This is a genomic window from Glycomyces sp. YM15 (genome assembly GCF_016918015.1).
Classification (GTDB): domain Bacteria; phylum Actinomycetota; class Actinomycetes; order Mycobacteriales; family Micromonosporaceae; genus Glycomyces.
The window spans coordinates 31,803-54,399 of the sequence record NZ_JAERMK010000023.1 but is presented as its reverse complement, the minus strand read 5'-3'; the positions used below and the strand labels follow the sequence as shown (position 1 = coordinate 54,399).

24 protein-coding genes are annotated in these 22,597 nt (G+C 70.1%); 13 read left to right on the top strand and 11 right to left on the bottom strand.

Annotation, left to right across the window (positions count from 1 at the left end; translation table 11 throughout):
- Positions 1 to 38: 38 nt before the first annotated feature.
- The gene (locus JHY01_RS21720; RefSeq protein WP_205327792.1) at positions 39 to 836 is read right to left on the bottom strand and encodes a biotin--[acetyl-CoA-carboxylase] ligase; all 798 of its coding nucleotides are present in this window, start codon (positions 834 to 836) and stop codon (positions 39 to 41) included.
- A 33-nt stretch (positions 837 to 869) separates the two neighbouring features.
- Here JHY01_RS21720 and JHY01_RS21715 point away from each other — a divergent pair, with 33 nt between their 5' ends.
- From JHY01_RS21715 to JHY01_RS21700, 4 genes are all read left to right on the top strand, one after another.
- On the top strand, positions 870 to 2,453 hold the full coding sequence (locus JHY01_RS21715) for an acyl-CoA carboxylase subunit beta (RefSeq protein WP_374199570.1): 1,584 nt from the start codon (positions 870 to 872) through the stop codon (positions 2,451 to 2,453).
- 284 nt (positions 2,454 to 2,737) lie between these two features.
- Positions 2,738 to 3,751, top strand: a complete 1,014-nt coding sequence (locus JHY01_RS21710) for an NYN domain-containing protein (protein ID WP_205327790.1) — start codon at positions 2,738 to 2,740, stop codon at positions 3,749 to 3,751.
- Between the two features lie 6 nt (positions 3,752 to 3,757).
- The gene (locus JHY01_RS21705) at positions 3,758 to 3,967 is read left to right on the top strand and encodes an acyl-CoA carboxylase subunit epsilon (RefSeq protein ID WP_205327789.1); all 210 of its coding nucleotides are present in this window, start codon (positions 3,758 to 3,760) and stop codon (positions 3,965 to 3,967) included.
- On the top strand, positions 3,964 to 4,557 hold the full coding sequence (locus JHY01_RS21700; RefSeq protein ID WP_205327788.1) for a nucleoside triphosphate pyrophosphatase: 594 nt from the start codon (positions 3,964 to 3,966) through the stop codon (positions 4,555 to 4,557). Before JHY01_RS21705 ends, JHY01_RS21700 begins: the two co-directional genes overlap by 4 nt.
- Positions 4,558 to 4,697: 140 nt before the next feature.
- Here the strand turns inward: JHY01_RS21700 and JHY01_RS21695 are convergent, their stop codons facing one another.
- The gene (locus tag JHY01_RS21695) at positions 4,698 to 5,240 is read right to left on the bottom strand and encodes a thioredoxin family protein (RefSeq protein ID WP_205327787.1); all 543 of its coding nucleotides are present in this window, start codon (positions 5,238 to 5,240) and stop codon (positions 4,698 to 4,700) included.
- Between the two features lie 124 nt (positions 5,241 to 5,364).
- Between JHY01_RS21695 and JHY01_RS21690 the strand changes: the two genes are divergently transcribed.
- A complete protein-coding gene (locus tag JHY01_RS21690) occupies positions 5,365 to 6,249 on the top strand; it encodes a sulfotransferase domain-containing protein (RefSeq protein ID WP_307814523.1) in 885 nt (294 codons plus the stop codon).
- Positions 6,250 to 6,426: 177 nt separating this feature from the next.
- Here JHY01_RS21690 and JHY01_RS21685 read toward each other — a convergent pair whose 3' ends face one another.
- The gene (locus JHY01_RS21685; RefSeq protein ID WP_205327786.1) at positions 6,427 to 7,221 is read right to left on the bottom strand and encodes a MerR family transcriptional regulator; all 795 of its coding nucleotides are present in this window, start codon (positions 7,219 to 7,221) and stop codon (positions 6,427 to 6,429) included.
- 95 nt (positions 7,222 to 7,316) lie between these two features.
- On the opposite strand from JHY01_RS21685, the gene JHY01_RS21680 reads away from it, so the two are divergent.
- From JHY01_RS21680 to JHY01_RS21665, 4 genes are all read left to right on the top strand, one after another.
- Positions 7,317 to 8,021, top strand: coding sequence for a DUF2306 domain-containing protein (locus JHY01_RS21680; protein ID WP_205327785.1), 705 nt, complete (start codon positions 7,317 to 7,319; stop codon positions 8,019 to 8,021).
- A 22-nt stretch (positions 8,022 to 8,043) separates the two neighbouring features.
- The gene (locus tag JHY01_RS21675; protein WP_205327784.1) at positions 8,044 to 8,469 is read left to right on the top strand and encodes a GNAT family N-acetyltransferase; all 426 of its coding nucleotides are present in this window, start codon (positions 8,044 to 8,046) and stop codon (positions 8,467 to 8,469) included.
- A 93-nt stretch (positions 8,470 to 8,562) separates the two neighbouring features.
- Positions 8,563 to 10,704: a UvrD-helicase domain-containing protein gene (locus tag JHY01_RS21670; RefSeq protein ID WP_205327783.1), complete on the top strand. Its 2,142-nt coding sequence runs from the start codon at positions 8,563 to 8,565 to the stop codon at positions 10,702 to 10,704.
- 851 nt (positions 10,705 to 11,555) lie between these two features.
- Entirely contained in the window at positions 11,556 to 11,927 is a 372-nt protein-coding gene (locus JHY01_RS21665) for a hypothetical protein (protein ID WP_205327782.1), read from the top strand.
- Between the two features lie 105 nt (positions 11,928 to 12,032).
- Here the strand turns inward: JHY01_RS21665 and JHY01_RS21660 are convergent, their stop codons facing one another.
- Entirely contained in the window at positions 12,033 to 12,722 is a 690-nt protein-coding gene (locus tag JHY01_RS21660; RefSeq protein ID WP_205327781.1) for a lysoplasmalogenase, read from the bottom strand.
- Between the two features lie 268 nt (positions 12,723 to 12,990).
- Between JHY01_RS21660 and JHY01_RS21655 the strand changes: the two genes are divergently transcribed.
- The gene (locus tag JHY01_RS21655; protein ID WP_205327780.1) at positions 12,991 to 13,833 is read left to right on the top strand and encodes a class I SAM-dependent methyltransferase; all 843 of its coding nucleotides are present in this window, start codon (positions 12,991 to 12,993) and stop codon (positions 13,831 to 13,833) included.
- Positions 13,834 to 14,029: 196 nt separating this feature from the next.
- Here the strand turns inward: JHY01_RS21655 and JHY01_RS21650 are convergent, their stop codons facing one another.
- Genes JHY01_RS21650 through JHY01_RS21640 form a run of 3 tightly spaced genes read right to left on the bottom strand, consistent with a single transcriptional unit; the run spans position 14,030 to position 16,602 of the window.
- Positions 14,030 to 14,623 carry a histidine phosphatase family protein gene (locus tag JHY01_RS21650; RefSeq protein ID WP_205327779.1) on the bottom strand — a complete coding sequence of 198 codons (594 nt, stop codon included), beginning with the start codon at positions 14,621 to 14,623 and terminating at the stop codon, positions 14,030 to 14,032.
- A 57-nt stretch (positions 14,624 to 14,680) separates the two neighbouring features.
- Entirely contained in the window at positions 14,681 to 15,661 is a 981-nt protein-coding gene (gene egtD, locus JHY01_RS21645) for an L-histidine N(alpha)-methyltransferase (RefSeq protein ID WP_307814522.1), read from the bottom strand.
- A gap of 53 nt (positions 15,662 to 15,714) precedes the next feature.
- Complete coding sequence (locus JHY01_RS21640; protein ID WP_307814526.1) at positions 15,715 to 16,602, bottom strand: carbohydrate kinase; 888 nt, start codon at positions 16,600 to 16,602, stop codon at positions 15,715 to 15,717.
- Between the two features lie 191 nt (positions 16,603 to 16,793).
- Between JHY01_RS21640 and JHY01_RS21635 the strand changes: the two genes are divergently transcribed.
- Complete coding sequence (locus JHY01_RS21635) at positions 16,794 to 17,429, top strand: DUF4245 family protein (RefSeq protein WP_205327777.1); 636 nt, start codon at positions 16,794 to 16,796, stop codon at positions 17,427 to 17,429.
- Here the strand turns inward: JHY01_RS21635 and JHY01_RS21630 are convergent.
- Both JHY01_RS21630 and xseA read right to left on the bottom strand, forming a co-directional pair.
- Positions 17,426 to 17,638 carry an exodeoxyribonuclease VII small subunit gene (locus JHY01_RS21630; RefSeq protein WP_205327776.1) on the bottom strand — a complete coding sequence of 71 codons (213 nt, stop codon included), beginning with the start codon at positions 17,636 to 17,638 and terminating at the stop codon, positions 17,426 to 17,428. The two genes, JHY01_RS21635 and JHY01_RS21630, sit on opposite strands and share 4 nt — an antisense overlap.
- A complete protein-coding gene (xseA, locus tag JHY01_RS21625; RefSeq protein ID WP_205327825.1) occupies positions 17,638 to 18,840 on the bottom strand; it encodes an exodeoxyribonuclease VII large subunit in 1,203 nt (400 codons plus the stop codon). The genes JHY01_RS21630 and xseA overlap by 1 nt, the downstream gene beginning before the upstream one ends.
- Positions 18,841 to 18,986: 146 nt before the next feature.
- On the opposite strand from xseA, the gene JHY01_RS21620 reads away from it, so the two are divergent.
- Positions 18,987 to 19,949 (top strand): 4-hydroxy-3-methylbut-2-enyl diphosphate reductase, encoded by a 963-nt coding sequence (locus JHY01_RS21620; protein WP_205327775.1) that lies wholly within the window; start codon positions 18,987 to 18,989, stop codon positions 19,947 to 19,949.
- Positions 19,950 to 20,079: 130 nt separating this feature from the next.
- Here JHY01_RS21620 and JHY01_RS21615 read toward each other — a convergent pair whose 3' ends face one another.
- Positions 20,080 to 21,219 carry a DNA recombination protein RmuC gene (locus JHY01_RS21615; protein ID WP_205327774.1) on the bottom strand — a complete coding sequence of 380 codons (1,140 nt, stop codon included), beginning with the start codon at positions 21,217 to 21,219 and terminating at the stop codon, positions 20,080 to 20,082.
- 41 nt (positions 21,220 to 21,260) lie between these two features.
- Here JHY01_RS21615 and JHY01_RS21610 point away from each other — a divergent pair, with 41 nt between their 5' ends.
- Positions 21,261 to 22,034, top strand: coding sequence for a hypothetical protein (locus tag JHY01_RS21610; protein WP_205327773.1), 774 nt, complete (start codon positions 21,261 to 21,263; stop codon positions 22,032 to 22,034).
- Between the two features lie 158 nt (positions 22,035 to 22,192).
- Here the strand turns inward: JHY01_RS21610 and JHY01_RS21605 are convergent, their stop codons facing one another.
- Positions 22,193 to 22,588 (bottom strand): hypothetical protein, encoded by a 396-nt coding sequence (locus JHY01_RS21605; protein WP_205327772.1) that lies wholly within the window; start codon positions 22,586 to 22,588, stop codon positions 22,193 to 22,195.
- Positions 22,589 to 22,597 lie beyond the last annotated feature (9 nt).

Below are 22,597 nucleotides of genomic sequence, written 5' to 3'. Positions count from 1 at the left end.
GCCCGGGCTCCGGGCGCTCGGTTCCCCCAGGTCCCGGTTCAGTCCTGCGGCCGCAGGTGGACGATGTCGCCGGCGGCGACGGTCTCCACGGTGCCGTCGGCGGCGGCGACCTGCAGGCAGCCGTGGCCGTCGATGCCGACGGCGCGTCCGGTGAGGTTGCGGCCGCCCGGGAACGATACCGCCACATGCCGTCCGAGGGTCGCCGAATTGCGGCGCCAGCGCTCGATCACGGAGGCGGGTCCGCGTTCGTTCCAGGTCCGGTAGACGGCCGCGACGTGCGCGAGGAAGGCCGCGGCGATCTCGACGCGGTCGAGTGTGGAGGCACCGGCGAGTTGCAGCGAGGTGGCCTCGGGGATCGGGAGCTCCGCTTCGGTGAGCGAGACGTTGAGCCCGACGCCGACGATGACGGCATTGCCCTCGACCTGGGCGAGGACGCCGCAGACCTTCTTGTCGGCGATGAGCACGTCGTTGGGCCACTTGAGCTTCGCGTTGACGCCGCACACGCCCTTGAGCGCCTCCTCCAGGGCGACCGCGGTGAGGAGGCTGAGCGTGCCCCACTGCTCGCGAGGGAGGGTGGGGCGCAGCAGGAACGACATGGTGAGTCCGGCGCGGGCCGGGCTGACCCAGTGACGGTCGAGGCGTCCGCGCCCGTGCTCCTGCTCCTCGGCGATGAGGACCTTGCCTTCGGGCGCGCCGTGCTTGGCGGCGTTCACCAGATCCGTGTTCGTCGAACCGGTGACTTGCACCACATCGAGTTCGGTCCAGAAGTCGGACTTCTCCGACAACAACGACCAGAGCTCGTGCCGGTCCAGTGGCTTTCTCGTCGGTGTGCTCACGCACATAGCGTAGCCACAGGAAGGGCCGATACGATCCGAGTCGTGACCGACATCGACTTCCACACGACCGCCGGGCGGCTCACCGACCTGGCCGAGCGCCTTTCAGAAGCGGCCACCGGGAACCCCCGGGCGATCGAGAAGCAGCACGAGAAGGGCAAGCGCACCGCCCGCGAACGCCTCGAGCAGCTGCTCGACGAGGGGTCGTTCGTCGAACTGGACTCCCTGCGCAAGCACCACTCGACCAGTTTCGGCATGGAGGCCAACCGGCCCTACGGCGACGGCGTCGTCACCGGCTACGGCACCATCGAGGGCCGGGAGGTCTGCGTGTTCGCGCAGGACTTCACCGTCCTCGGCGGTTCGCTCGGGCAGGTCTCGGGCGAGAAGATCACCAAGATCCAGGACCTGGCGCTGCGCACCGGCCGCCCGATCATCGGCATCTCCGACTCCGGCGGCGCCCGCATCCAGGAAGGCGTGGCCTCCCTCGGCGGCTATTCCGACATCTTCTTCCGCAACGTGCGCGCCTCCGGCGTCATCCCGCAGATCTCGCTCATCATGGGCCCCTGCGCGGGCGGCGCGGTCTACTCCCCGGCGATCACCGACTTCACGGTGATGGTCGACCAGACCAGCCACATGTTCATCACCGGCCCGGACGTGGTCCGCGCGGTGACCGGCGAGGACGTCGGCATGGAGGAGCTCGGCGGCGCGCGCACCCACAACGCGGTCGCGGGCAACGCCCACTACCTGGCCTCCGACGAGACCGACGCGCTCGAGTACGTCAAGCACCTCCTGTCGTACCTGCCGTCGAACAACCTCGACGAGCCGCCCGCCTACGAGTCCAAGGACGTCGAGCTCGACCTCACCGCCACCGACCTCGAACTCGACACCGTCATCCCCGACTCGGCGAACCAGCCGTACGACATGCACAAGGTGCTCGAATCGGTGCTCGACGACGGCGAGTTCCTGGAGACCCAGGCGCTGTTCGCGAAGAACATCATCACCGGCTTCGGCCGACTCGACGGTCGGCCCGTCGGCGTCGTCGCCAACCAGCCCATGCACTTCGCGGGCTGCCTCGACATCGACGCCTCGGAGAAGGCCGCGCGGTTCATCCGCTTCTGCGACGCCTTCAACATCGCGATCATCTCGTTCGTCGACGTCCCGGGCTTCCTCCCGGGCACCTCGCAGGAGCACGACGGGATCATCCGCCGCGGCGCCAAGCTCATCTACGCGTACGCCGAGGCGACGGTCCCCAAGCTCACCGTCGTCACCCGCAAGGACTACGGCGGCGCGTACTGCGTCATGGGCTCCAAGGGCGTCGGCGCCGACCTCAACCTGGCGTGGCCGACCGCGGAGATCGCGGTCATGGGCTCGCAGGGCGCGGTCAACATCCTCTACCGCCGCGAACTCGCGAAGGCCGACGACGAGCAGGCCAAGCGCGCCGAACTCATGGCCGAGTACGAGGAGAAGCTGAACAACCCGTACGTCGCGGCCGAACTCGGCTACATCGACGCGGTCATCCAGCCGCGCGAGACCCGCGCGATGCTCGTGCGCGGCCTGCGCATGAACGCCTCGAAGCGCGACGAACTGCCTGCCAAGAAGCACGGCAACATCCCGCTCTAGGCGACACCGTCCAAGGACGTACCGCGAGGACGGCGGGGCAGCCCACAGTGACGCCTGCGAACCGCGCAGGCGCACAGGCCCCGCCGTCCTTTGCCGTCCACTCTCACTCGATCCGGTGAGCGCTCCACGCGTCCGCCGCGCAGGGAGCGCCCGTCACCGGCTCAAACCGCCTTGCCACGCGAAGCGACGCGCACCACTCCCATCCCTGGCGTCCGATCCGGGTACCGTCTTATAGAGCTGGGGGAAGCGGGACAATTCGTCCCGCCCGACGTTGGGAGTGGGCCATGACACCTATCGGAGGGATGCTGCCAGGGCTGCCGTCCCGGCGGTACGCCATATTGATCGACGTCGGCTACCTCTACGCGGCGGCGGCGGAGCTCCTGCTCGACGCCACCTCCCGCCGCGACTACCGAGTCGACGCCGAGAAGCTGATCAAATCCCTCATCGAACGCGCCGCCCACCACCTCTCCGACGGCGAACTGCTCCGCCTCTACTGGTTCGACGCCGCCCGCGACCGCGTACCCACGGTCGACCAGCGGGTCATCGCCAACATGGAATTCGTCAAAGTCCGCCTCGGCAACCTCAACTCGCGCGGCCAGCAGAAGGGCGTCGACGCGCAGATCCGCTCCGACCTGGAACTGCTCGCCCGCCACCACGCCGTCCACGAGGCCATCCTCCTCGCCGGCGACGAGGACATGGTCCCGGCCGTCGAGGTCGCCCAGGCCTACGGCGTGCGCGTCCACCTCTGGGGCGTCGAGCCGCCGTACGGCACCAACCAGGCCGAGCGCCTGGTGTGGGAGTCCGACACCGTGGCCACGATCGAAGCCGAGGACCTGCGGGCCTACTTCACCAAGAGCGGCACCGCCGCGGCCGCCACGTACAGCATGGTCGGCGCGCCGATGACGCAGCCCGAGCCGCGCGTGCCGAGCCCGGCCGCGGTCTTCGGCCAGCGCCAGTCCGTGGCCGTGACCATGAACGCGGCCGAGGCGCTGGCCCAAGCCGAGTCCGCCCGGCCGAAGTTCGTGCGCACCACGCAGACCGGTGAGAAGCTCGACCCCGAGACCGTGCGCCAGATCGGGGAGTACGTGGGCCACAAGTGGCTGCTGACCAGGGGCGCGGACAACATCGCGGATCTGCTTCCGGGCCCGCAGCTGCCGACGGTCATCGACAAGGAGCTGCTGGTGGAAGCCGAGAAGGAACTCGGCTACTCTCTACGCGACCACCCGGAAGCGCGGATCTGGGTCCGCGACGGCTTCTGGGAGCGGGTGCACCGCGAATTCGATATCGACGAGGAGTAGTTCTCGATGAGTCTGGAACTCAAGGTCGTCCGTGGCAACCCCACTGATGAAGAACTGGCCGCGCTGGTCGGGCTGATCACCGCGCTGCCGCGCCCGGTAGAGGAGTCCGAGGCCCCGACTCGCCGGGCCGCCTGGTCGAACCCGGGCCTGCAGCTGCGGGTGCGCCGTTCCTGGCGTGACACGGCGGTCCCGGCCCGCAGGGGTATGGACCGTTGAGCAGGCCCTTCGTTCTGGCCTCGCAGTCCCCTGCGCGGCGCGAGCTGCTGAAGGCTGCCGGTCTCGAGCCGCAGGTGATCGTCTCGGGTGTGGACGAGAGCCGCGTGATGGGCCATGACCCGGCCGAGCTGGCCGCGACGCTCGCGGAGATGAAGGCGCAGGCGGTCCTCAACCTGGTGGGACCGGATTCGCTGGTGCTGGGATGCGATTCGGTGCTGCACTTCGGGCACGAGATCCTCGGCAAGCCCGAGGGCCCCGAGGAGGCGACCTCGCGCTGGAAGCGGATGCGCGGCCGTTCCGGGACGCTCTACACCGGGCACTGCCTCATCGATGTGGCCGCCGACCGGCAGATCGTGCGCTCGGCGGGGACCGAGGTCCACTTCGCCGAGGTCTCCGACGAGGAGATCGCCGCGTATGTGGCGACGGGCGAGCCGCTGCACGTCGCGGGCTCGTTCACGCTCGACGGCTACGGTTCGGCGTTCATCGACCGGATCGACGGCGACCCGGGAACCGTGATCGGCCTCTCGATGCCGTTGCTGCGCAACATGCTCGGCGAGCTGGAGATCGCGCTGCACAGTCTTTGGCGATAGGCGCGGGGCAGATGCGCGGCGGACAACGCGCCGCCGGGTCTTGGCCGCCTCCTCGGCGTCCACCGCCTCGAGCCGCCGGCGCCGCGTCGCCTCCAGGGTCGGGCCGCGCCCGTCATCGAGGTGCGCCAAGGGACGCTCGTCTAGGACCGCCACTTGATGCCGCAGCCCGTCGACGGGTAATGCGGCTCGGGCACCGGCTCGCCCCGGCGGACCAGCTCGATCGCCCGCTCCAGGTACTCCCCGGTGACGGGCACGCCGTTGCCGGGGGTCGAACCGTCGAACGCGCCCCGGTAGGCCAGCGCCCGGTCCGGCCCGTACAGGAAGAAATCCGGGGTGCACGCCGCGCTGTAGGCGCGCGCGACCTCCTGCGACCCGTCGACCAGGTACGGGAACGTCCAGCTCGCGCGCGCCACCTGGTCGGCGAGCCCCGCCGGCGCGTCGTCCGGGTAGCGCTCGGCGTCGTTCGAGCAGATCGCCACCACGTCCAGATCCGCCTGCCCGGCGGTGAAGGCCCCGAAGACCTGCTCGATGTGCCGCACGTACGGGCAGTGGTTGCACAGGAACGCGACCAGCAGCATCGGCGCGTCGAAACCGGCGAGCGACCGCAGCTCGCCGTCGAGGTCCGGCAGCGAGAAATCGGGGGCGGGCGTGCCCAGCGGCACCATGTTCGAGTTGAGGGCCAAAGGAATCGCACTCCAAGCGATAGACGACGTCTCACCTCCATCGTAGGAACCGAGCCCGCGACGCACCACCGCGACGCACGCAAAATTCTTTGCGTCGCATCCACTGCCGTCCTAGGATCCTCCGGTGCTTCCCCACCGATACGTCTCTGAAATGGAAGACAGCCACCGCTGGCTCGACTTCCCCGTCCGCGACGGCGACATCATCCTCAGCACCCGATCCAAACACGGCACCACCTGGACGCAGATGATCTGCGCCCTCCTCGTCTTCCAGACCCCCGAACTCCCCGCGCCGCTCCCCGCGCTCTCCCCCTGGCTCGACTGGACCATCGAGCCCGAGGACGAGGTGTTCGCGCGCCTCGACGCCCAGGGCCACCGCCGGTTCATCAAGACCCACACCCCGCTCGACGGCATCCCGTTCCACCCCCAGGCCCGCTACATCGTGGTCGCCCGCCACCCGCTCGACGCCGCCGTCTCGCTCTACCACCAGGGCTCCAACCTGATCCGCGAACGCATCGCCGAACTCACCGGCGAACCCGTGCCCGAAGCCAAGCGGGGACCGCGCCCCGAACTCCACGACTGGCTCGTCGGCTGGACCCGCTCGGGGAACGACCCGCGCGAAGCCCCCGACATGCTCCCCGGCGTCATGGCCCACCTCGGCGACGCCTGGAGGCGCCGCGACGAACCCAACCTCCTCCTCGTGCACTACGCCGACCTCGCCGCCGACCTTGAAGGCGAGATGCGCCGCATCGCCGCATGGCTCGACATCGAAGTGGACGAAGCGCGCTGGCCCGAACTGGTGGAGGCCGCGTCCTTCTCGGCGATGAAGTCGAAAGCGGACTTGACGGCCCCGGACCCGGCGGGCCTGTTCCGCAGCCGCGCCGCCTTCTTCCGGAGGGGCGCTTCAGGCTCGGCCGCCGAACTCCTCACGCCGGAGGAACTCGCGGCCTACGAGCAGCGGGTCGAGGCCATGGCCCCGAGGGACCTCCTGGCCTGGCTCCACCGCCCGTAGCGGTCGCGTTCGGGGTCCGGGCATGGATAAGCGGCGGGGCTCCAGGCCAGGTAGTTGGAGCCCCGCCGCCGGCCGTCTCGACTACCCCACTTCGTCGGACGGCCTCCTGGTGATGGCGGCAAAGTCTCTGGTCGAGCAGGCTTGGTCTCTGCCGCCGCGCCACCGGGGTGCGTGGAATCAGCGTAGAACCGCCCAATCGGCTTGCACAGTCGAAAACCCGACAATTGCAGACATTGCCATTTGCGCATGATACGTGCCCGTCCCGGGGGCGGACCGTGCGGCATATCCGTCCCTAGTGGATAAATCTTCCTTGTGTTCGCGCTGCTTCGCCTCGGTCCCTTGGGCATCGCGCTTGAATTCGCGGCCGGATATCTCGACTTGGGCGATGCGCCGCAGGATCTCGAAGAGCGCGTCGCCGAGCACCGTTCCCACGATCATCGTCTCCAGAATCTCGTCGCGGTCCTCGCGCAGCATCAGGAGCCGGATGTCCGCCTCGGCCACCTGTTCGGCCGCGCGCGCATAGCGGTCCTCCAGTTCGGCCAGGTCGCCGATCCCGAACAGTTCGAGCCGGCCGATGACGTCGGCGAGGGCGCGGATGTAGCCGTGATCGGCGGACATCCGGTTCCAGCCCCGCCGCCGCACGATCGCCAGCGCCGTCGCGAGATGGGCTTCCTCGGGGGCGTCCTCGGGCACCCGGTGGCTCGAGAGGGCCCGGCTGGCGACGCCGAGCGCGCTGTCGAGGTCGCGGCTGGGGTCCTCGACCTCGGCGAGGACCTCGCGGACCGTTGCGATCGGCAGCGATCCGGTCTCGACCATGGAGCGCACCAGCCGCAGTCGCCGCACGTGCTCCTCGCCGTAGCTGACCTGGTTGTGGCTGGTGCGTTCGCCTCCGGCGACGAGGCCCTCGCGCACGTAGTACTTGATCGTGGCCACGGGGACCCCGGTCCTGGCGCTGAGCTCTCCGATTCGCATGCGTCCTTCTTACCCGAGCGGTGGTTGTGACCCGCTCGATTTAATGATAGCGTCACTATCGATAGTTACGCTCACAATTCGAGGAGCACCCCTTCATGAGCGCCACCCTCACCACCCGGGAACCGAACGCCGCGAAACGGCGGCGGCGCGGCCGCATCGCCGTCGTCGTGGTCGCCATCGCCAGCGTCGCGATCGTCCTCAGTGCCTTGCCGCCCTACCTCGCGGGCATGGAACCGCGCGTCGGCATCCGCGAGAACGTGCCGCTCCACCTGCCGGTCCTCGTCGCCCACGCCGTCGCCGGAGGCATCGCGCTCCTGGTGGGGCCCTTCCAGTTCTTCGGCTCGATCCGCCGCAGACACCCGAAGGTCCACCGGATCCTCGGCCGCGTCTACCTGCTCGGCGGCATCCTCCCCGGCGCGCTCACCGGCATCGTCGTCGCCGTCCTGACCACAGCCGGGCCGATCGCGCTCGTCTTCTTCGTGTTCCTCGACGTGTTCTGGCTCTACTCGGCCGCGCGGGCCTACCGGGCCGTGCGGGCGCGCGACTTCGCCGCGCACGAACGGTGGATGCTGCGCAGCATGGCCGCTACCTTCGCCGCCGTGATGCTGCGGGTCTACCTGGGGCTGTTCATCGCCGTGCAGCTCCCGCTGCTCGAGGGCTTCTACGGCGGCGACTTCGACGCGCTCTTCAGCGTCGCGTACACCGCGGCGATCGTCGGCTCGATCGTGCTCAACCTCCTGTTCATCGAGATCTATCTGCGCCGCAAGGGGAGCCGCACGATTTCGGCTGGCGCGGCCTGAGTCGCGGGCATAGGTTGGGGCGATGAGCGACGAGTACACGATCTCCTCCGACCCCGACCGGCTCGACCGCGAGTGGGTCCACAAGGCGATCTCCACCGACACGTACTGGGCCATGGGCCGCACCCGCGAGCGCATGGACCTCGCCATCGACCACTCGCTCCCGTTCGGGCTCTACGACGGCGGCGGGCGCCAGCTCGCGTTCGCGCGGCTCATCACCGACCACGCGTACTTCGGGTGGCTCAGCGACGTCTACGTGGACCGCGAGGCGCGCGGCAGGGGATTGAGCAAGCGGCTCGTCGCGCACATCGCGGAGGAGGCCGAGCGGATGGGCCTCAAGCGGGTGCTCCTCGCGACCGGCGACGCCCAAGGTCTCTACCGTCAGTTCGGGTTCGACGAGATCGACGACGACTACTCGTGGATGTACCGGGTGTGGCCCGCGCAGCCGTAGAGGTGGGCGAGCACTCCCTAGTCCATGATCGGCGGACGGGTGTCGCCGCGACGCGCTAGGCTGGTGCGTTCCCGAATTCGAGCGAGGAGCGCAGTGTCCCAGGAAACAGGCCCCGCAGACGTCCGGCAGGAGCAGGACGTCGACACGACGCACGCCGTCCCCGTCCCCGATCCCGCCAGCACCCCCGAGCAGGAGATCGCGATCGAGCAGGGCTTCGTCGACCGCGTGTACTCGCGCGTCGACGTGCTCCGCGGTGAAGCCGAAGGCAACCGCGACTCCGGCTACGCCCACCTCGCCGCCACCGTCCCGGGTGCGCGGTACGAACGCGACGTGTTCGTCTACCAGGCCGCCCGCCGCATCGCCGACCTCGACTCCCAGCATGAAGGCCTCGTGTTCGGCCGCCTCGACTTCGACGACGGCAAGGTCCGCCACGTCGGACGCCTCGGGGTGCGCGACGAGGAGTACCGCACCCTCCTGGTCGACTGGCGCGCGCCGGCCGCCGCCCCGTTCTACCGCGCGACCGCCGTCGACCGGCAGGAAGTGGCGCGGCGACGCGTCATCCGCTCCTTCGGCCGCACCGTCGAGGAGATCAGCGACGACCTGCTCAATGAGGACGCCGCCGACCGGCTTCCCGTGATCGGCGACGGCGCGCTCATGGCCGCTCTGGGCCGCAAGCGGACCGGGCGGATGCGCGACATCGTCGCGACGATCCAGGCCGAGCAGGACGCCGCCATCCGCGCGCCCGGCCGCGGCGCCACCATCATCACCGGCGGGCCCGGCACCGGCAAGACCGTCGTCGCCCTCCACCGCGCCGCGTACCTTCTCTACCAGGACCGCAGCCGCTACGAGGCCGCGGGCATCCTCGTCGTCGGCCCCTCTGCGGTGTTCATGAAGTACATCGGGCGGGTCCTCCCGAGTCTCGGCGAGGAGACCGCAGCACTGTACTCACTCGGCGAGCTGTACGCCGGCGTCGAGGCCACCCGCCAGGACCGGCCCGAGGTCGCGGCCGTCAAGGGCGGCACCGTGATGCTCCCGATCCTGCGCCGCCTCGTGCGGCAGACCCCGCCAGGCGCGCCCAGCGAACTGCGCATCGTCTACCGCGGCGACGTGTTCAAACTCGATGCCGCCGAGCTCGCGGCCGCCCGCGCCCGCGTCTTCGAGAAGGAGCCGCGCCCGAACCTCGCCAAGACCGAGGCCGGCCGCGCCCTGCTGGTCGCCTTGTGGCGCAAGATCAAACCGGTCATCGAAGAGGCCGAGCCGGCGAAGTTCTCCCGCGACGTGGGCTCGCGCGGGGAGTTCCTCACCTTCCTCGACCACTGGTGGCCCGACCTCGACCCGGCCGACGTGCTCGGCTGGGGCGGCGACGTCCGCCGCCTCGCGTCCGCCGCCGAAGGGCACCTGAAGAAGGAGGCCATCGAAGGGGTCGCCGCCTCGCTGCGAGAGACCGACTTCTCGATCCCGGACGTGGCGCTCCTCGACGAGCTGCGCATCCTCCTGGGCGTCAAGCCCCAGCCGCGGGGCCGCGACCGCATTCGGTCGTGGGAGGGCATCCAAGAGGTCTCCACGGTCCAGGACCGCTATTACGACCGGCCCGAACGGCAGTCGCGCGACGCGTTCTACGAGGACTACGCGCATGTGATCGTCGACGAGGCCCAGGACCTCTCGCCCATGCAGTGGCGCATGCTCGGCCGCCGCGGCCGCGGCGCCGGATGGACCATTGTCGGTGACGAGGCCCAGTCGAGCTGGCCCAGGCCGAGGGAGAGCGCCGACGCCCGTCGCCGCGCCGTCCCGAGCGGCCGCCTCCACGAGTTCCACCTCACCAAGAACTACCGGAACTCCAAAGAGGTCTTCGAGTACGCCGCCGAATGGGCCAAGCCGCGGCTGCGCAACATCGACCTCCCCGAGGCCGTCCGCGAGACCGGCGTGCGCGTCGTCGAGAAGACGGTCGCCGCCGATGCGCTCCTGCCGGAGGTGGCGGGCGCGGTCGTGCAGGCGCTGGACGCCGTCGAAGGCACGGTCGGCATCATCGCCCCGTACGACCGCCATGCCGAACTCGACGACATCGTCCACGATGGACGAGTCACCCTGGTGGGTCCCTTGGAGTCCAAGGGCCTCGAGTGGGACGCGGTGATCGCGGTGGACCTCGAAGCCGTCGCCGAATCCCACGGTGCCGGCGTCGCCTACGTGGTGCTGACCCGAGCCACGCAGAGGCTCACGAGGATCGACATTGCATAGCCTCGTCGGACCTTGAGGATTCGGCTGCTTTGGCTCAAAGCCGGCGGCGACGAAGTGGTGGGTTGAGGGTGGGCCTTTCGCCTTGGGCTGGTTGGGGTCCGGGCGGCCTTGGAACGTGAATGCTTTCGCATCGTGTGGGTGATGACAGTCGGGGGCTGTATGGGGGACAATTGAGGTACGTACAGGGACAGGAAACTGGTACAGGTGTCGGGGTAGGTGTAAGCAGACTACGACAAGCCTCTGGCCGATCCGACAAACCGACTTGTTTCGAGGCGACGACCCGGTAAGCCAGGGTGCTCCTCCTCCACTGGAGGCGTCCGATCTCACCCCCGTGCCATCGCCCGCAGCTGTCCGCGCCCCCGACGGGCCGTGACTGGGTGGACGATCCTAGTTGGGATCACCCCAACCAGAAGGCAATGCCGTACACGACGGCACTCGCGATCCGAGCACGACCCGCCAGCGTCAGCGGTGAGGCCACACCGAGCGAATAGAGGACTCGGTACGGCGACACCGCAAGCACGTCCATGGCGAGCACCACCCCGTCCCGGCAGCGCCGCGCCCGCAAGCCCACGCGCCTACGGGACGGACCCCAGGAACGGCAAGCGATCCTCGGGAGGCGAACCCGCCACCGGCATCCACCCGGAAGACCACCGGGCACGCCACCGGCATCCGCCGGGAGGCCGCACCACTTCCTCAGGGACGGCAGGCAATAGCGCCCGTCCCCGGCAGGAACGGCGCGCGGCTAGGCGAAAGCCGAAGGGCCGGAACCGGAAGCCGAAGCAAGGTCAGCAGGGCCAGCAGGGTCAGCGAGGGAAGCAAGCGGAGCAGCGGGAAGGAGGCGACACAGGCGCATGAGGACCACGACCATGCACACGAACACGAACACGAACATGGACATGGACATGGACATGGACACGAGCGCAGCCGAGCCGAACTCGGCGGCTGACGGCTCCCGTGCCGCCGACCGCCCCGCCGCTGCGGCATCAGGCCGGACCCGCCCGGCCCTGCCGGTAGCGACCACCGGCCCGGCTTCGGCGACATACCGCCGGAGCCTCGCCTACCTTTCCCTCGCTGCCGGTTTGCACCTCGCGCCAGAGACGACCCCGGCCCCGGACACGCAGCCCGGCCCCAACCCCACCCGGCCCGACCGGAAGCGACCACCGGCCCCGCCCCGGCGACACACCCCCGGACCACCGCCCGCCGCTCCCTCGCTGCCGGTTTGAAGCTCGATCGAGTTCCCGCCTAGTCCCGGACACCCAACCTCCGGCGCCACCCCCGCGCTTCCGTCGCTGCGAACACGAGGATCGCGGCGATATTGATCAGGGAGGTCATTCGCGGGCCTTGAGGGAGAGGGCCTTGATCGTGCCGAGGGTCAGGAGCAGTTGGGCTGCCGCATAGGTGGCCATCACCGTCTGGTCCTGAAGGGCGAAGTCGATGCCGGCTACGCCCAAGCCCAACACGAGATCCGAGACGACGAAGAACAGGCCCCCGACAGCGGTGAGGCGATTGAGGGCGCTTCCCGCCGCGGCCATCGACACGAGCAGCAGACTGTAGACCGCGATCGGGACGGCCAGGGCGCCGAGCTGGGGCCATAGCAGCACGTTGGCGCCCAACCAGAACGCCAGGTAGCAGCCGGGGGCCGTCCAGTGTTCGCGGAGGATCGGCAACGCGCCCAGGCGGATGAACACGGCGAAGTACGTGATCTGCATGAGGGCGAACAGGCCCATGCCGACCAGGAACGCAGTCGTGCCGTCGACCAGCAGCGCGATGTCGGCCGCGCAGGCGAGCAGGAGGCCCAGCCCGAACAGGCGGGCGTGGCGCAGCCCCGGCGGGGTCGCGACGATCAGGTGGGCGAGGAGCAGGAGCGTCAGCGCGGGCTTGCTCGCCCAGCGAACCGCGTCCGTGCCGAGGGTGATCGCGGCAAGGTCGGCAGCGATGGCGAAGGCGAACGCCCACAGCCAGAGACGCGCGGGCACGCGGACCAGCATCGAGCGGATCACGAGGAGGGGAGGGCTCATGGACGCCAGAGCCTACCAGAATCCCAGTGGGCCACGTCTCAGTTGAGGGTCAGGCCGTTGACGGTCGCAGCCTGGATCAGCCCCTGGCGAACACGTGAGACCTGGCCGGAGGGCGGGGAGGCCTCGTGCGCATCGGGACCTCGCTCGAGTTCTCAGGCCGACTGGAACTGAAACGAGAACGGCTCCGAACAGGCGTCCCGGAAAAAGCGCTGGCCATCTACGAGCCGATCGGCGATGCTGGCGCCGATGGGATACGGAAACTGCTCCAATGACCACTGACGCCGCCGGATGGGAGTGGGACGAGACCCTCTTCGCCGGCAGCGCCGCCCACTACAGCGTCGGCCGAATGCCCTATCCGTCCGCTCTCGCCGCCGCCGTACGCGACGTGCTCGGCCTCGACGGCACCGGTCGGCTGCTCGACGTCGGCTGCGGCCCAGGCTCTCTGACCCTCATGCTCGCTCCGCTGTTCGCCTCCACTGTGGGCGTCGACCCGGATCCGGGCATGCTCGCCGAAGCCGCCCGGCGAGCCGGGGAAGCCGGGCTCACCGACATCGAATGGCTGCAGGCCCGTGCCGAAGCCCTGCCCGAGGACCTGGGCGTCTTCCAAGTCGTCGCCTTCGCGCAGTCCTTCCACTGGATGGACCGCCTCCACGTGGCTGACCGCGTCCGCAAACTGCTCGACCCCGACGGGTACTGGATCCACGTCGGCGCCACTACCCATCGCGGCGCGGACGACACCGAATCCCTCCCGCATCCGGCCCCGCCCTGGGACCGGATCGGCGACCTGGTAGCGGCCTACCTCGGGCCGGTCCGCCGCGCCGGGCAGGGATACCTGCCGGGCGGCACGGCCGGCGGCGAAGAGGACATCATGCGGCAGGCCGGGTACACCAAGATGACCCGCATCCAGGTCGACGACGGCCGCATCTTCGAACGGAACGCCGACTCGATCGTCTCGGCGGTGTTCTCGCTGTCGAGCTCGGCACCCCACCTGTTCGGGGAACGCCTGCCCGCCTTCGAGATCGAACTCCGCGACCTACTGGCCGAATCGGCCCCTGAGGGCCGCTTCTCGGAACGCGAAGTCTCGACCGGAGTCGTCATCTGGCGGCCCTGACGACCGCCGGAGGCCTCGATCGATGCGGTGGCAGTGACTCCCGGCCACGGAGCTGCAGCGTGTGCGCTGTCGAATCGAGGATCGACCTTCGATGTCGGCTCTAGCGGCGGCGCGGCGCGCCGAAACGATCTCGCGCGCCCGAGTCGACTGGGGGACAAGCGGTTTCGCACGTCTTCGCGTGCAGTCGGCGACACTGCTATTCGCCGTTCACGGCCGCTGCCGTGAGGTTCCACAGCGTGATCGCACGGCGCTCGTGCTCGTAGCCGAGGGCCGCGATCGAGGCGGTGTCGATCTTGAACTCGCGTCCGTCACGGGCGGGGCGGCCGAGCCAGCGGGCCGCCGCGACACGGAGGCTGTGGCCGTGCGCGATGAACGCGACGTCGCCGTGCTCGAGGAGCGGTTCGGCCTCGGCGATCGCGCGGTCGAGTCGGGCGGCGACCTCCGCCGCGCTCTCGCCGCCGGGGCCTTTGCCGCCGTCGGTCCAGAGCGACCAGCCCGGGTTGTCGGCCTCGATCTCCTCGCTGGTGCGGCCCTCGTAGTCGCCGTAGCCCCATTCGGCCAGATCGGGGATGACGGCGCCGACCGCGAGCCCCGCCAGGTCGGCGGTGATGAGGGCCCGCTTGCGGGGGCTCGACCAGACCGCGGTGAACTCGCGTCCGGCGAGTAGCGGCGCGAGTGCCTTCGCTTGGGACACACCGTTCTCGGTGAGTTCGAGGTCGGTCACGGACGTATGCCGGCCCGAAGCGGACCAGGTGGTCTCGCCGTGGCGGATGAGCACGATCTCTCCCATGCCGACCACCCTAATCCGGCGGCGGCGAGGGCACGTCCGATCGCCTGAGCGCGGCGGTCAGATCGCGCACGCGAGGAACACGCCCATGTATCCGCGTTCGTCGGTCCAGCAGCGGGTGGTCTCGAAGCCGGTGGCCTGGAGGTGGTTCTCGAGTTCGCCGCGGAGGAACTTGGTGGAGATGCCGGTGTGGATCTCCTCGCCGACGCTGAACGAGACGTCGATCGCGAGGGCCGAGAGGTCCACCTTCATCGGCTTCATTGCCCGCAGGCGCATGTCGATGGTGGCGGTGTCGTTGTCCCACAACGCGATGTGCTCGAAGTTGTCGGGTTCGAAATCGGCGTCCAGGCGATGGTTGAGGACGTACAGGACGTGCCGGTTGAACTCGGCCGTCACCCCGGCCGCGTCGTTGTAGGCCGCGAGGATCACGTCCGGGTCCTTCACGAGGTCGGCGCCGAGCAGGAACCAGTCGCCGGGGCGCAACGCCTCGCGCAGGTCGCGCAGGAACTGGCTGCGCTCCATCCCGGTGAAGTTCCCGAAGGTGCCGCCGAGGAACGCGACGAGCCGCGTGTCGTGGTGGTCGGGCAGGTGAGCGAGATGGCGGGTGAAGTCGCCGACGATCCCGCCGAGGTAAGCGTCCGGGTAGGCCGTGGAGAGCTCCAGCAGCACGTCCCGGACCTCGCCTTCGGCCACGTCGAAAGGCCAGAACGCGTCGAGGCGGCCGGTCCCCGCGAGGGCGCTGAGCAGCGGCCGGATCTTCTCGGCCCGGCCCGCGCCGAGCTCGATCACCGAGACGTCGTCGGCGCCGAGCGCGTCCGCGATCTCCCCGGCCCTGTCGTGGAGGATCGCCCGCTCGCTGCGCGTCTGGTAGTACTCCGGCTGGCGGGTGAGCTCGGCGAAGAGGGTGGAGCCGCGGCCGTCGTAGTGCAGGCGCATCGGCAGGTACTTGGGGTGCGACGTGAGGCCGCGCCGGACGTCGAGGCGGAGCGACGCGTCGAGGTCGGACTCGTCGAGGCAGATCCGCAGTTCGGGAGCAGGCACACCACGATCTTATGTCGACTCGGGGCGTGTTTCACCTCAGTGAACGACGGGCGTCACGGCGCGCCGGGGACGGTGCAGGCCTGGGCGGCGACCTGGCTCGCGTAGCGCAGGGCCGCGCCGACCACGGCCGGGTTGCCCCAGGCCGGGAGACGGTCGAGACGCATCCAGCCCGCGGAGGTGAGCCAGCCGAGCAGGCCCGAGGTGAACGCGTCGCCCGCGCCCACGCGATCCACGACGTCCACGGGTACGGCCGCCATCTCGGTGACGTGGTTGTGGTGGAACGCCACGGACCCGGCGTCGCCGAGGGTCACGACCACCAGGTCAGGGCCCGCTTCGAGCCATTTGCGGGCGATCTCGTCGACGGCGGTGCCCGGGTAGAGGCGGGCGAGGTCGCGTTCTGAGACCCGGACGAGGTTGGACAGGCCGACCAGGCGCTCGGTGCGTTCGACCACCTTCGCCTGGTCGCCCATGGCGCTGAGGCGGATGTTCGGGTCGAACGAGATCGGGACGGCGCGACGGGCGCGGTTCACCCAGTGCTCGATGGCGCGGGCGGAGGGCTCGATGTAGGCGGCGAGGGACCCGAAGTGGACGAGGTCGATCTGGGCCGGGTCGAGCCCGGGCAGGGCACGGCCCTCCCAGGCGAAGTCCGCGGCTCCGGTCGTCCAGTAGTCGTGCTCGGCGCTGCCGTCCTCGTGGACGATCGCGAGGCCGAGGGTGGAGGGCAGGTCGGTGCGGAGCAGCCACTCGCGGCGCACGCCCGCGGCGATGTGGCGGCGCCAGATCTGGCGGCCGAAGTGGTCGCCGCCGACCGCCCCGACGAGCGCGGTCGGGATGCCGCGCCGGGCGAGCGAGACGGCGGTGTTCGCGGGGCCGCCGCCGCAGGTCGGGCGAAGCTGGCCGCCGGGGGCCGGGACGAGGTCGATGATGTTCTCGCCTGCCACGAGGATCAAAGGGAGCTCCTTCCATCGGGCGCGGTTGCCGCTGCGGAGAGGGTATTGCAGAGCGCGGACGGCTCGGAAGTCGGATTCGCGTCGCGGTGGGAGGCGCGTCCGGGTTGCACGCGGGGGCCTGGTGCGCCACGCCGGGGCGGGGTGGTGCGCCTGGCGGAGCGGCGGTCGTTCAGGATGGAGGCATGTCCACCGAACAGGTCAAGGTCGAAGCCGAGGTTGAAGACGGCGCCGTAGCGGCTGCGGCTGCGGGCGGAGCCGAGAACGACGCCGTCGATGAAGCCGTCGCGAACGCCGACGCGGCCAAGTCGGCGCGCCCGAAGCAGCGGCGGATGCGCGACATGGCGATGTCGATGGCGGTGCTGCTGGTGCCGATCGGCCTGTTCTACGTCGGTTGGCAGTGGGTGGCCTCGGACCGGCAGGTGAGCGTGGTCGACACGACCGAGAACCACTCGACGGCGGCGAGCCTCGGCCTGGCGGCGATCGAGCCGGAGCTCTCCGGGGAGTGGAAGGCGATCTCGACCGACCTCGCCGTCGACGGCGAGCAGGTGGTGCTCCGGACCGGCTACTACTCGCCCGAGGGCCATGGCCTCCAGCTTTCCGAGACGAACGGCACGGCCGCCGACGTCAACGAGGACCTGACCGGCGCCGGCACCCCGGTCGAGGCGGCCGGGATCGAATGGGCCGCATACGAATCGGGTGAGAGCAAGACCTGGGTGGCCGAGATCGGCGGCGAGACCTTCGTGCTCAGTGCCGAAGCGGACGGCGCCGGCGAGCTCCCGGAGCTCGCCGAAGGCGTGGCCGAAGCCACGGGCGCTTAGTCTTCGTCGTCCTCGGCTTCGGGCTCCGTTCGGGCCTTGAGCCGCGCCCTCGCGCCCTCGAGGTGCGACTGGCACAGGTCGGCGAGCTTCTCGCCGCGTTCCCAGAGCCGCAGCGACTCCTCGAGCGTGGCCCCGCCCGCCTCGAGCCGTTCGACCGTGGCCACGAGCTCGGCCCGCGCCTCTTCGTAGGTCAGCTGTTCTTCGCTCACTACCCGTCCTCCCTTGTGCGCACGACCGCGGCCCGCAGCGATCCCGCCGCCAGCCGCACTTCGATGGCCTCTCCGGCCGCCGCGGCCTCCCGCAGCACCGCCCCCGACTCGGTGTCGGTGACGATCGCGTAGCCCCGGTCGAGTGTGGACTGCGGCGACAGCGCGCGCAGCCGGGCCCGCAGGTGCTCCAGCTCGTCGGTCGACCGTTCGAGGCGCGAATCCACCCTCGAACGCATACGGTGCGCCAGGTTCGCGACCGCTTCGCTCCGCATCTCGAGCATCGTCTCCGGCCGCGCCAGCACCGGCCGGGCGCGCATCGCCGCCAAGGCGTCCGACTGGTGGGTCAGCATCGCGTTCAGCGCCTGCCGGAGCCGCGTGCGGCAGATGTTCAGGCCGCGCTGCTCCTCTGCGAGGTCGGGGACGACCTTCTTCCCGGCCTCGGTGGGGGTCGAGGCGCGCCAGTCGGCCACGTAGTCGAGGATCGGCGTGTCCGGTTCGTGCCCGATCGCGGAGACCACGGGCGTCACCGCCTCGGCGACCGCCCGGCACAGCGTCTCGTCCGAGAACGGCAGCAGGTCCTCCATCGAACCGCCGCCGCGGGCGATCACGATGACCTCGATGTCGGGGTCCCGGTCGAGTTCGGCCAGCGCCGCGCACACCTCGGTGACCGCGCGCGGGCCCTGGACGGCGACCTCGCGGACCTCGAAGTCCGCGGACGGCAGGCGGGCCTGGGCGTTCTTCAGCACGTCGCGCATCGCGTCGGAGGCGCGGCCGGTGATGAGCCCGATCCGGTACGGCAGGAACGGGAGCGGCTGCTTGCGTTCGGCCGCGAACAGGCCCTCGGCGGCGAGCAGCTTCTTCAGGCGTTCGAGGCGGGCGAGGAGCTCGCCGAGGCCGACCTGCCGGATCTCGCGCACATGCAGCGAGAGCGAGCCGTTCTTGTCCCACCATTGGGCCTGGGCGCGGATCACGACTTGCGCGCCGTCCCGCAGCGGCGGGTCGCAGGCGGCGACGGCCCCGGTGAAGTCGACGACCCGCATCGAGACCTCGGCGGACGGGTCGCGGAGGGTCAGGTAGACAGTGCGGCCGCGGTGGCTGATCTCGGTGATCTGGCCCTCAGTCCAGACTTCGCCGAGGCGCGCGAGCCAGTCGCCGATCTTCTTCGAGACGACCCGCAGGGGCCACGGGTTCTCGGCGCTCATCGGCGCGCCCGGGCCGGTGGCGGGGCCCGGTTGCGCAGAGGAACTGCGGTCGGAGGTGCTGCCGGTGGCGCTGCTCGCTGCGTCGGTCACATGGCCAGACTAACTGCAGGGTGTGACGAAACCGGGCGGCCGGATACCATCGAGGCGTGGCAGACCCGAAGCGAGTGTTGTTGGCCAAGCCGCGCGGGTACTGCGCGGGTGTGGACCGGGCCGTGGTGACCGTCGAGAAGGCGCTGGAGCTCTACGGCGCTCCGGTTTACGTGCGCAAGGAGATCGTGCACAACCGGCATGTCGTGGAGACGCTCGCCGGCAAGGGCGCGGTCTTCGTGGAGGAGAACGAGGAGGTGCCGCCGGGGTCGGTGGTGGTCTTCTCGGCGCACGGCGTGGCACCCGAGGTGCACGACCAGGCCGCCGAGCGCGGTTTGAAGGCGATCGACGCGACCTGTCCTCTCGTGACCAAGGTGCACAAGGAGGCGCGGCGGTACGCGGAGGAGGATTTCGACATCCTGCTGATCGGCCATGACGGTCACGAGGAGGTGATCGGCACCTCCGGTGAGGCCCCCGAGCACATCCAGCTCGTCGACGGGCCGGATTCGGTCGACGGGATCACGATCCGCGACCCCGAGAAGGTGGTGTGGCTCTCGCAGACCACGCTTTCGGTGGACGAGACCATGGAGACGGTCGACCGGCTCAAGAAGCGCCTGCCGATGCTCCAGAACCCGCCGAGCGACGACATCTGCTACGCGACCCAGAATCGTCAGCAGGTGGTCAAGGACATCGCGGCCGATTGCGACGTCATGCTCGTGGTCGGTTCGAAGAACTCCTCGAACTCGGTGCGTCTGGTCGAGGTCGCCGTGCAGCACGGCGCGAAGACCGGGCACCTGATCGACTTCGCGCACGAGATCGACGAGGCCTGGCTCGAGGGAGCGTCCACTGTGGGCTTGTCTTCCGGCGCGTCGGTGCCCGACAACCTGGTGCAGGACGTGCTCGCCCACCTGGCCGAGCGCGGTTTCACGAGCGTGGAGGAGTTCGAGCCGGTGACCGAGAAGATCGCCTTCTCCCTCCCGCGCGAACTCGCCAAGGACCTCAAGGCCGCCGGTCGCATCTAGGCGGTGACCCCTTTCGGGTGACAACGTTCCTTACGACGGTAAGAACGGCGGTGTTCTGTCGGACCCGCGCGTCACGCTTGTGCAGGGGACGCCCCCCTGGGAGGGCGGGGAACTGCCCGGGGGCATCGGGCTAGGGGCGCACGTCCTCGGACGCGTCCCAACTCGGCTTCCGCGTAGGCGTGATCACCGGGGCCGGGGACTCCGGCGGGCCGCCCGCGACCTCCAGCTCGCTGAAACGCCTCGCGGTCACCAGCAGCCGCGACTCGACGCTCGCGACCGCCGCGTTGTACGAACCGACCGCCGCCTCCAGCGACGAGCCGAGGCGGGAGAAGTGACCGGCGACCGCACCCAACCTTTCGTGCAGCTCGCGGCCGAGCTTGTGCACCTCCTTGGCGTGCAACGCCAAAGCCTCCTGCCGCCACGTGTGCGCCACCGTCCGCAGCAGCGCCATCAGCGTCGCGGGCGAGGCGATCACCACACCGCGTGCGAACGCGTCCTCCAGGAGCGCGGGATCGCCCCGCAGCGCCGCGTCCAGAAATGAGTCGGCGGGCACGAACAGCACCACCATCTCCGGCGTGTCCTCGAACGCCCGCCAGTACTCCTTGCCCGCCAAGGACTCCACATGCCGCCGAAGGTGCTTCGCGTGCACCCGCAGGAGCTGGTCCCGGCCCGCCTCGTCCTCTGACTCCAAGGCCTGCAGATAGGACTGGAGCGGCGCCTTCGCGTCCACGACGAGCGTCCGGCCGCCCGAGAGGCGCACCACCAGGTCGGGACGTACACCGCGCCCGTCGACGAGCCCCGCTTGCTGCTCGGAGAAGTCGCAGTGCTCGACCATTCCTGCCGCTTCCACGATCCGCCGCAGCTGCACCTCGCCCCACTGACCGCGCACCTGCGGCGACCGCAGCGCCCCCAGCAGCCGCCCGGTCTGCTCCCGCAGATCCTCCGAGGTCTCCGCGACTCCCGAGAGCTGGATCCGCAACTGCGCGTACGCGTCCACCCGGGCGCGCTCCACGTCGCCGAGCCGCGACTCATAGCGCGCCAGCGTCTCCGCGATCGGCGCGAGCACCTGGCCCACGGCCTGCCGCGAGTGGTCCGTCGCCTCGTACGCGACCGCTTTCAACGTCGACTCGAGCCGCTGCTCGTTGTCCGACGCGGCCTCGAGGCGCGCCGTGGCCGCCGCCAACTCGGCCGCCTGCCGCGACCGGCCCGCGAACCAGCCGCCGAAACCGCCCGCCGCCAGGCACACCACCGCCAATAGGACCCACGTCATACGGGCCAGTCTAGGCGGGGACGCCCGGGTACAGTCGGTGCATGGAGCTGTGGTTGACCCTGCTGGTAGTCGCGATCCTCGTCATCTTCTTCGTGGTGCAGTCCAATAAGAAGCGAGCGCAAGCCGAACTCGCGGACGCCGAAGCCGAGGCGAGGCGCCTCTACGAGCGCCTCGGCGGCCAGACCATGAACCTCGTCGCCCCGGGCGACAACCTCCCCGCGGGCCAGGCCCTCGCCGACGCCGGCGAGCGCTACACGGCCGCGGGCTCCCAGCTCGAATCGGCGCGCACGATCAACCAGTACCGGCTCGTCGCCGAGACCTCCATCGAAGGCCTGCTCTACGTGCGGGCCGCCCGCACCGCGATGGGCATCGACCCCGGGCCCGAGGTGCCGTCGCTGGTCGGCAAGCGCCGCACCGGCGCGCTCACCGAGTCCGTCAGCGCCGAGGTCGAGGGCCGCACCTACACCGGCTCCCCCGACCCGAGCGACGAGAACCGCCACTACTACCCGGGCGGCCGCGTCGACGGCCGTCCCGTACCCGCCGGCTGGTACAACACGCCCTGGTGGCAGCCCGCGCTCGCGGGCGCGGCCGGCGTGTTCGTCGGCATGATGGTCTTCGACGCGATGATCGCCCCCGCCTATGCGATGGGCGCGATCGAAGGCGGCGACTACAGCGGCGACGAGACCGGCGGCGATGCCGGTGACGCGGGCGCCGACGGCGCCGACGGCGGGGACGCCGGAGACGCCGGCGGCGATTTCGGAGGCGGCGATTTCGGCGGGGACTTCGGCGGAGGCGACTTCGGCGGCTTCGAGTAACCGCATTGCGACCACGAAGGCCCTTGCCGCTCAGCGGCGGGGGCCTTTTCACATGTTCTGCACCTGGCGGCGCACCGCTTCTGCGGCCCTGAAAGCAGGTCCGGCACACCGATGCGGCCCCGCCGCATCACGGCAGGGCCCGTTCGAGCGCCGGTCGGCTACGCGGCGCCGCACCACTGCTTCGACTCCCAGGAGACGAGCAGGACGATGATGACGATGTTGAGCCCCAAGCCGATCACCGCGGAGGCGTCGCCGGTGAGCAGGTTGACGGCCTGTCCCGCGACCCCGATCGCGCACAGCACGATCGCCGTGATCCGCGCCCAGTTCTGGCGTTTCTGGATCGCGATCGCGCAGACCGCGTTGAGCAGCGCGCCGCCGAGCACCAGTGCGAAGAGGAGCGTGACGATCGCCGTATCGGGGCCGCTGACGGAGCCAAGCGCCCTCATCGCGATGAGGCCGAGGACGGCGCCGAGCGCCGCGCCGATCCACAGGATGATCACCGCGGCCCTGGTCTTGCCGGGCATCTCGTAAGGGGGTGAAGCAGGAAGGGACATGGGTCCTCC

Coding starts and splice junctions, on each gene's coding strand:
- JHY01_RS21710 (WP_205327790.1), top strand. CDS start 2,738: ATGACACCTATCGGAGGGATGCTGCCAGGGCTGCCGTCCCGGCGGTAC.
- JHY01_RS21705 (WP_205327789.1), top strand. CDS start 3,758: ATGAGTCTGGAACTCAAGGTCGTCCGTGGCAACCCCACTGATGAAGAA.
- JHY01_RS21685 (WP_205327786.1), bottom strand. CDS start 7,221: ATGCGAATCGGAGAGCTCAGCGCCAGGACCGGGGTCCCCGTGGCCACG.
- JHY01_RS21680 (WP_205327785.1), top strand. CDS start 7,317: ATGAGCGCCACCCTCACCACCCGGGAACCGAACGCCGCGAAACGGCGG.
- JHY01_RS21675 (WP_205327784.1), top strand. CDS start 8,044: ATGAGCGACGAGTACACGATCTCCTCCGACCCCGACCGGCTCGACCGC.
- JHY01_RS21665 (WP_205327782.1), top strand. CDS start 11,556: ATGAGGACCACGACCATGCACACGAACACGAACACGAACATGGACATG.
- JHY01_RS21660 (WP_205327781.1), bottom strand. CDS start 12,722: ATGAGCCCTCCCCTCCTCGTGATCCGCTCGATGCTGGTCCGCGTGCCC.
- JHY01_RS21655 (WP_205327780.1), top strand. CDS start 12,991: ATGACCACTGACGCCGCCGGATGGGAGTGGGACGAGACCCTCTTCGCC.
- JHY01_RS21650 (WP_205327779.1), bottom strand. CDS start 14,623: ATGGGAGAGATCGTGCTCATCCGCCACGGCGAGACCACCTGGTCCGCT.
- JHY01_RS21635 (WP_205327777.1), top strand. CDS start 16,794: ATGTCCACCGAACAGGTCAAGGTCGAAGCCGAGGTTGAAGACGGCGCC.
- xseA (WP_205327825.1), bottom strand. CDS start 18,840: ATGAGCGCCGAGAACCCGTGGCCCCTGCGGGTCGTCTCGAAGAAGATC.
- JHY01_RS21615 (WP_205327774.1), bottom strand. CDS start 21,219: ATGACGTGGGTCCTATTGGCGGTGGTGTGCCTGGCGGCGGGCGGTTTC.
- JHY01_RS21610 (WP_205327773.1), top strand. CDS start 21,261: ATGGAGCTGTGGTTGACCCTGCTGGTAGTCGCGATCCTCGTCATCTTC.
- JHY01_RS21605 (WP_205327772.1), bottom strand. CDS start 22,588: ATGTCCCTTCCTGCTTCACCCCCTTACGAGATGCCCGGCAAGACCAGG.